The 7,359-nt window shown below is 46.4% G+C and carries 8 protein-coding genes and 1 other RNA gene; 5 read left to right on the top strand and 4 right to left on the bottom strand.

Annotation, left to right across the window (positions count from 1 at the left end):
* The 3 genes from AACP44_RS07750 to AACP44_RS07740 all read left to right on the top strand — a co-directional run.
* Nucleotides 1–909: cytochrome c1 (locus AACP44_RS07750; RefSeq protein ID WP_339339930.1), on the top strand; the 909-nt coding region annotated here is incomplete at its 5' end.
* Nucleotides 910–1,003: 94 nt separating this feature from the next.
* Nucleotides 1,004–1,660, top strand: coding sequence for a glutathione S-transferase N-terminal domain-containing protein (locus tag AACP44_RS07745; protein WP_339339929.1), 657 nt, complete (start codon nt 1,004–1,006; stop codon nt 1,658–1,660).
* A 72-nt stretch (nt 1,661–1,732) separates the two neighbouring features.
* Nucleotides 1,733–2,176 (top strand): ClpXP protease specificity-enhancing factor, encoded by a 444-nt coding sequence (locus AACP44_RS07740; protein WP_339339928.1) that lies wholly within the window; start codon nt 1,733–1,735, stop codon nt 2,174–2,176.
* 35 nt (nt 2,177–2,211) lie between these two features.
* Here the strand turns inward: AACP44_RS07740 and AACP44_RS07735 are convergent, their stop codons facing one another.
* Genes AACP44_RS07735 through AACP44_RS07720 form a run of 4 tightly spaced genes read right to left on the bottom strand, consistent with a single transcriptional unit; the run spans nt 2,212 to nt 5,665 of the window.
* Nucleotides 2,212–2,787 carry a BON domain-containing protein gene (locus AACP44_RS07735; RefSeq protein WP_339339926.1) on the bottom strand — a complete coding sequence of 192 codons (576 nt, stop codon included), beginning with the start codon at nt 2,785–2,787 and terminating at the stop codon, nt 2,212–2,214.
* Nucleotides 2,784–3,383 (bottom strand): SIS domain-containing protein, encoded by a 600-nt coding sequence (locus tag AACP44_RS07730; RefSeq protein ID WP_339339925.1) that lies wholly within the window; start codon nt 3,381–3,383, stop codon nt 2,784–2,786. Before AACP44_RS07730 ends, AACP44_RS07735 begins: the two co-directional genes overlap by 4 nt.
* Nucleotides 3,384–3,420: 37 nt before the next feature.
* Nucleotides 3,421–3,807: a YraN family protein gene (locus AACP44_RS07725; RefSeq protein ID WP_339339924.1), complete on the bottom strand. Its 387-nt coding sequence runs from the start codon at nt 3,805–3,807 to the stop codon at nt 3,421–3,423.
* The gene (locus tag AACP44_RS07720) at nt 3,785–5,665 is read right to left on the bottom strand and encodes a penicillin-binding protein activator (protein ID WP_339339922.1); all 1,881 of its coding nucleotides are present in this window, start codon (nt 5,663–5,665) and stop codon (nt 3,785–3,787) included. Before AACP44_RS07720 ends, AACP44_RS07725 begins: the two co-directional genes overlap by 23 nt.
* A gap of 57 nt (nt 5,666–5,722) precedes the next feature.
* Between AACP44_RS07720 and rsmI the strand changes: the two genes are divergently transcribed.
* Entirely contained in the window at nt 5,723–6,574 is an 852-nt protein-coding gene (rsmI, locus tag AACP44_RS07715; RefSeq protein WP_339339921.1) for a 16S rRNA (cytidine(1402)-2'-O)-methyltransferase, read from the top strand.
* Between the two features lie 45 nt (nt 6,575–6,619).
* Nucleotides 6,620–7,006, top strand: an RNA gene (rnpB, locus tag AACP44_RS07710) — RNase P RNA component class A.
* Nucleotides 7,007–7,359: the final 353 nt, after the last annotated feature.

Below are 7,359 nucleotides of genomic sequence, written 5' to 3'. Positions count from 1 at the left end.
TTCGCTTTGCCCTTTATGGTTGCTAAAAATCAGGAGCTGCCTGAGCCTGAGCGGGTTACGATGAATGGCGGAATGGGTTTCTGGAAAGTTATCGGCGCCATAATCGCTATTGCATCCCTGAGTCTGATCCCTCTAAAGGCTGTTGGGGCATCACCCAAGGTTGCTCTGGATCATATCGAAGTCGATGCTACTAACAAAGCCTCGTTGCAAAGCGGTGCCCAACTCTATATGAACTACTGTATGGGTTGTCACTCAATGCAGTATGCCCGTTACGAGCGTACGGCTAACGATTTAGGTGTGCCGGTGGAATTATTTGAAGGCAACTTAAAGTTCGAAGGTATGTCCGGCGAGATTGAAGGCGCTGCCAAAATCGGTGACTTAATGGAAAATGCCATGCCAGCGGCGATGGCGAAAAAATGGTTTGGTGCAGCCCCGCCGGATTTGACTCTAGTTGCTCGTTCCAGAGGTGCTGATTGGTTGTACACCTATCTGCGTACTTTCTACACCGATCCAAGCCGCCCTTACGGTGTTAATAACAAAGTGTTTAAAGACGTGGGTATGCCTCATGTACTACTTGAACTACAGGGTGACACTGAGTGTGTTCCTGGCCCTGCTAGAGCAGCTAATGGTGGTATCAAACGTGATGAACTAACCGGTGAAGACATATTATTTGACAAAGATGGTAAAGCCTTAAACCCTTGCGATCGTGTTGTCGTCACTGAAGCCGGTGCTTTGACGCCGGAAGAGTTTGATCAAGCGATTTATGATTTGGTTAATTTTATGGCTTATGTTGCAGAGCCTATGGTCGAAGACCGTAAACGAATCGGTATTTATGTATTATTATTTATCACTTTATTCTTTGTGTTTGCTTATTTGCTAAACCGCGAATATTGGAAAGATGTGCACTAATTTTTTCATTAACGGCGGATAAGGCATCCGCCGTTTTTTTGTAAGATACTTTAATTATTGTCAGTAAATACTGATATCAGCTGAGGAAAATCCAATGGGTGTTGTTGCAAAACGGTCTTCAATGACCTTCTTCTCCGATGCAAATAGCCACTACAGTCACCGTGTGCGTATTGTCTTAGCCGAGAAGGGCGTTACCGTTGATGTGATCGAAGCGGATGCGAATAATATTCCTGCAGAGCTAACGGATATGAACCCCTACAACAGTCTGCCAACGCTGTTGGACCGTGATTTGGTGTTATACGAATCAAAAGTGATGATGGAATATCTTGATGAGCGTTTTCCTCATCCGCCGTTATTGCCTGTCTATCCGGTGGCCCGCGGTGCCAGTCGTCAGTATATTTACCGGATTGAGCGTGATTGGTGTGTATTGGTTGATAGCCTAGTTGAAGGTACCGCTAACGCCAAAACGCTGGACAAGCAGCGTAAAGAATTAAAAGAAGGTTTGATGGCGATTGCGCCTATCTTTATTGAAAAACCCTACTTTATGAATGACGAGTTCACTCTAGTGGATTGCTGTTTGGCACCCATCCTATGGCGTTTGCCTGCATTAGGTATTGAAATGCCTAATAACAAACAGACCAAACCGTTATTGGCCTATATGGACGCTTTATTTGAACGCGAATCGTTTCAAGCCAGTTTGTCTGAAATGGAAAAAGAAATGCGTGGTGCTAAAGACAGCGCTTCTTCATAACCAAATTCAGTTAAACCTCGTTAAAACGGATGCATGATCAGCTGTTAGATCAGCACTAACGGTACTCAACTCATGGCCATGACCTCAAGTCGTCCCTATCTGGTAAGAGCACTCTATGAGTGGATTCTCGAAAACGACTGTACGCCCTATGTGCTCGTGAATGCCATGGCTGACCATGTGGAAGTGCCGCAGCAGTTTGTAAAAAACGGGCAAATCGTTCTTAATGTGTCACCCGTGGCGGTGGTGGATCTCTTGCTGACTAATGAAGCCATGCAGTTTAACGGCCGTTTTGGTGGCGTGCCGATGGATATTTATGTGCCTATGACAGCGGTGATGGGTGTTTACGCGCGTGAAAATAATCAGGGTATGATCTTTGACTTGGATGATCCAGACTCCGAGCCGCCATTGCCGGATGGTCCCAAGCCTGCCGGGACTAGACCTTCAACCAAAAAATCTTCAGGTTCAGGAGCAGGCGAAGCCAATAAGAAAAAGCCTGGCTTAAGGGTGATCAAGTAATTTCTCGGCTTTTCCCTTTTCGTGCGAATGATTATCTATTCAATATATTCAAAAATCCGAACGACTTTTTGTACCCCGCCAGTTTGTCTGGCATATTCGGCAGCACGAGTTGCTTCATCTCTGGTAACCAAGCCCATTAAATAAACCACACCGTTTTCAGTCACGACTTTAATACGTCCGCCTTCCACTTCACTATTGGCCAGCAGTTTGGTTTTTACTTTGGTGGTAATCCATGAATCATTGGAGCGTGCGACCATTGAAGTAGCGCCGGATACGGTGATTTCATTGTGAATGCGGCGTACTTTATTGATTTTATCGACAGTCTGTTCAGCTAATAAGCGCTGCTCGGCGGTATTAACTTGGCCGGCTAGCAAAACCACACCATTAAAACTGACTGCGACAATATGGGCGTGCGCCAACTCCTCATCAGCCTTATCGATATTGACTAGAGCTTTGATTTCGATCATTTCATCGTCTAGGGTGGAACCTGTTGTGCGCTTATCGCCTTTATCCTCAATCGGGTCAGCGGTGACGGCGGATAAAAAAGAGCTACAGCCCTGTATACTGATTATCAGCAGTGTTAAACAAATCAGGCTAAAAAATGTTTTCATAGTGTTTGGTGGCTCCCAAATAATTGTTGATCAATTAGCTCAGAGAGATAATTAATAATTTGTAAATGTGATTCCATCACCCTAGCTTTATTATCGCTGGGTATCGGTAGTTCAATATCTTCAGGCTGTAATAAAGCCTTAAAGTCATTACTCTGCTGATGGCTTAAGCAGACCACAATCATATCTTTGTCATGGGCGGCTTTAATCGCTTCCAGAGTGGTGCCCGAATCGCTGGCAGCGGCAATAATAAATAATATATCGCCGGGTTGCCCTAAAGCGCGAACTTGATTGGCAAAAATATCTTTGAAATTACCATCGGCAGATAGAGCGGTAATGGTGGTTGCGTCACTGCTTAAATTAATTGCCGGCAGGCCGGGACGTTCATAGTCATAGCGGTTTAGCAGGTATGCAGAAAAAATTTGTGCCAGTGCGCCATTAGTGGCTTCACCACAGCAAAGGATTTTATGTTCACTGAGTAAACATTGCGCCATTAACATGGCGCAATCACTGACCCGTGCGGCTTGCTCATCAAGTGTACGCATGGTGGTATCAATGCTGCTGTGAAAAAATTCTATAACCTGCTGATCTAAATCCATAGTATTTATTAATATTCCAAATTGCTGTTAGCCTGTTTCAGGTTGTGAAAGCATCTTTTATCCATGTCCAATGCAGTCCAGTATGATTGTCGGGTCTTGCTGCCATAACATCAAACCTGCAAGGCAGGAAATTCAATGCTGCATTCTCTAATAAGTAACAAGCCGCTGCTTTATGCAATTTATTCTGTTTGCGTGCATCGACGCTCTCCAGACCATCACCAAAACTATTTTTGCTACGATAGCGCACTTCAACAAAAACTAGATGCGTATCGTCCCGCATAATAATATCAATTTCACCCGCGGTGCAATGATAGTTGCTTGCTATCAATTGTAGCCCCCGTTGTTGCAGCCATCGTCTGGCTTTTTGTTCAACGATAGCGCCGATTTGATGACTACAGCGTTTAGTTCTCCATTTTTCTAACATTGCTTAGGCCATCCTTGCCGATTAAATTTAAATCAATAGTTTGGGTCGCTGTCGGAATAATAACCGCTTTATTGCGTTTAAACTGGGCAAATAACATTTGCCGTTCAATCTCATTGCGCTCATTTAACTTTAATCTGCCGGTCTGGCCATATACACGGCTATTGGCAGTTTCTTGCAGTTGTCGCAATCTGGGATGCAAGTGAAAACTATCAATGCCCAGCGCGTACATGCGCTGATATTGCTTGCTCTGTTTAATTTCAGCATCGATGGTTTGATGCATGACAGAAGGCGGTTCAAGCACCCAAGGCATATCGGTAAATCTTACGCCGTTAAGGTCGCGGTCTTTACGGGTATCTTGATAACCAGTGTAGAGGCGTGAGATGCCATATACTGGCATATCTCCGGCATAGTGAAAGGCCAGTAGGGGTTTTAGCGAGCGAGCCTGTTGTGGCCGTGCTAATAAAAACACCATATCAATATCCTGACGACGTCTGGGTAAAAACTCTATCGGTTCTCCGGCCAAGCGCCTGATCCGTTTTGAGCGATCTTCGCTGTCTTGCAGTAGTAAGGATTGCTTTAGCGAGCTGGAATAATCGGTCTGACCGGTATAAATACTGCGCTTGATTGTCTCTCCGCCCAAGGCCTGCCAGCGTTCGCTAAAGGCCGCACTGACTTTAGCGCCCCATTCTCCTCTAGGGGCGATAATTAAAGCTTGTCGATGATTTTCAACAAAGGCTATGTCGGCCACCTGACGGGCTTCATCCTGTGGTGCCAGACCAAATTGGAACAGTTGTTCAGGAGCATTGCCATAGTCAGTGATGCGATTGAGACTCAAGGTGGGTACCGGTAAATCACCAGCGTCAAATAATAAACTCAGCCGGTGTTTTTCCAGTGGGCCGATAATCGTTTCAGCGCCTTCGGTAATCGCTTGTTGGTACAGTGCCATAAAGTCGCTGTGATTTTCAGTATTATAAATTTTTAAGCGGGGGACTTTACCGCCACGGTTGCGGGTTTGATAAAGCGCGGCGATAAATCCATCGCGCACGGCTTTGCCAAAAGGGGCTAATTTCCCCGTCAATGGAAGTAGCAGGGCGACTTGCTGCGGTCTGTTGGCAGCCAGTTCTTTGATTAGTTGCAGGCCACCGGGTAGTTCTTTGTTGGCAGGGTGCTGCGGCCATCGCTGTTGCCAATTTTGCAGTTGAGCCAATTGTTGTTCCAGATCACCTTGATTATCTTTGGCAATAACGGCCAGCTCTAGCCAGCCTTGATACTCGCCACCAAGGCTAGTTTTTTGATAATGCAGTAAGTCTTCTGTCGAAACATACATCAATGAATGCCAGATTGCTTCACGGTTACTGCGCTGGTTTTTGCGACTAAGTAGGGGGTTGATATCAATACGCCGCTGAGCGCTGGCGATATGGTCTCCGACCAAGGCAAACACTTCTGCTCTTAGCAATGCATGGGTTAATTGGTGGGATTGCGGCAGCGTCTCAAGTTTTTCCAGTAACTGGGGTGTTTCTAATAGCAGTCTGGCCTTTTGATGCTGACCTTGCCGGATCAGTAGTTGGCTGCTGATTTCGGCGTAACGGGCAAAGTCTATTAGCGGCAATCGTTCGGGTTGAAGCTGATCGATAATTTGCTGGGCCAAATCACGTTGTTGTTCCTCTAATAGCAGTGCTGCCGCTTTCAGTTGTTTGCGTTCTTTGTTGGGCGACAGTTCGCCTTGGGCTTGATTTAATAGGTCTTGAATATATTCGGCCTTAAGCAAAACTTGCTCTGGGGAGAGCTGTTTAGTTGATTGACCACCGCAGGCAACTAGCAGGCCGGTTAATAGAATTAATAAAAAAGTTGTTTTCATTGTCTCTGCATTGTTAGGCTAGCGTCTTTAATTGTATCCAATTGTCAGGAACTCGCTGTGACTGTAAGCTCAGGCCTTAATTCATCTCTCTATGTAGTGGCAACACCCATTGGTAATCTGGATGACATGGTACCGCGAGCAGTGCAGGTACTACAATCGGTAGATGTGATTGCCGCTGAAGATACCCGTCATAGCAAGCGTTTAATGCAGCATTTTAACATCTCAACCCCGTTAGTTGCCTATCATGATCATACCGGCGCCAATATTATCGATGCATTGACCAAAAAATTGGCTGATGGCCAATCCATTGCCCTGATTTCTGATGCAGGCACTCCCTTAATATCGGATCCTGGTTATCGTTTGGTCGATGCTGCCCTGACAGCGGGTATTCAAGTGGTGCCGGTGCCCGGTGCCAGTGCTGCTATCGCTGCGCTGTCTGCTGCTGGCTTGCCCTCTGATCGATTTATGTTTGAGGGCTTCCTTAATGCCAAACAGCAAGCCCGCACTAAACAACTGCAGGCGCTTAAGGACGAAACCGGTACACTGATTTTCTATGAGGCACCGCATCGAGTGCTAGCTTGTTTACGCGATATGGTGGTAGTTTTTGGTGCTGAGCGACAGGTTGTCATGGCTCGTGAATTAACCAAGACCTTTGAGACTATCAAACGGGCAACAGTGGCTGAGCTGGCTGACTGGGTCGAAGCGGACCACAACCAGCAAAAAGGGGAGTGTGTGCTGTTGGTTCATGGCGCTGACAAAATAGCTGGTTCTGATACCGAAGGTTATCGGGTGTTTGATATTCTCGCTGCTGAATTGCCTTTGAAGCAGGCGGCCGCTCTGGCGGCGAAAATTACCGGTGGCAAAAAAAATCAGCTCTATCAATATGGTTTGGATCAGCAACAGGACTAGGCGCTTCCGCTTGTTATTCTGCCCAAAGCGTGGCAATCTCCGACCCGAGCCAGCCAGGCAGTCGCTGGACCTTGTTCTCTGTTTTTTCACTTGTGGCTAAATGGGGTTGGGTCGAGAGGAAAGTCCGGGCTCCACAGGGTAGAACGCCAGATAACATCTGGGGGGCGTAAGCCTACGGAAAGTGCAGCAGAGAGTAGACCGCCGATGACTTCTTCGCAAGCACAGGTAAGGGTGAAAGGGTGCGGTAAGAGCGCACCGCGCGACTGGCAACAGTTCGTGGCAGGGTAAACCCCGTTCGGAGCAAGACCAAATAGGCCCTCTTAGGTGTGTACCCGCACTGAGGGCGGGTAGGTTGCTAAAGCATTATGGTGACATAATGCGTAGATGAATGACTGTCCACGACAGAACCCGGCTTATCGGCTGGCTCACCCAATTATTTTAGGATCTCAAAACGCCTTAGAGTCATTGTCTTAGAGTCTATGTTCCAGAGTCTATGGCCTTAGAGTCTATGGATTGCCGTCTAATCTACCTTACCCAATCTAGGTTTAAGAGTGCTGCGTGTTATCAACTGCACAAGGCTTGCAGTGCTTGGCACAAATGGACTTAACATTCTCCATCCTTAGTAGACTCAGAATAACATCTGATAATTTTTTCAATAATAGAAAAAATATCCCCAAAGAAGACAAGGCTTCCACAAAGTTGCATAAATTATTCCATGTGGCTGAGTAGAATGGGTCGTCTTGGCACCCGTGCGACCCAAGAAATGTAAATAGATTGCATGGTTA

Source organism: uncultured Oceanicoccus sp., from assembly GCF_963968385.1.
Classification (GTDB): Bacteria; Pseudomonadota; Gammaproteobacteria; order Pseudomonadales; family Dasaniaceae; genus Oceanicoccus.
This window is presented reverse-complemented; position numbering and strand designations above follow the sequence as displayed.

Excerpts from the sequence above, each read along its gene's own strand:
- AACP44_RS07730 (WP_339339925.1), bottom strand. The coding sequence starts at position 3,383 with ATGGATTTAGATCAGCAGGTTATAGAATTTTTTCACAGCAGCATTGAT.
- AACP44_RS07720 (WP_339339922.1), bottom strand. The coding sequence starts at position 5,665 with ATGAAAACAACTTTTTTATTAATTCTATTAACCGGCCTGCTAGTTGCC.
- AACP44_RS07725 (WP_339339924.1), bottom strand. The coding sequence starts at position 3,807 with ATGTTAGAAAAATGGAGAACTAAACGCTGTAGTCATCAAATCGGCGCT.
- AACP44_RS07745 (WP_339339929.1), top strand. The coding sequence starts at position 1,004 with ATGGGTGTTGTTGCAAAACGGTCTTCAATGACCTTCTTCTCCGATGCA.
- AACP44_RS07735 (WP_339339926.1), bottom strand. The coding sequence starts at position 2,787 with ATGAAAACATTTTTTAGCCTGATTTGTTTAACACTGCTGATAATCAGT.
- AACP44_RS07740 (WP_339339928.1), top strand. The coding sequence starts at position 1,733 with ATGGCCATGACCTCAAGTCGTCCCTATCTGGTAAGAGCACTCTATGAG.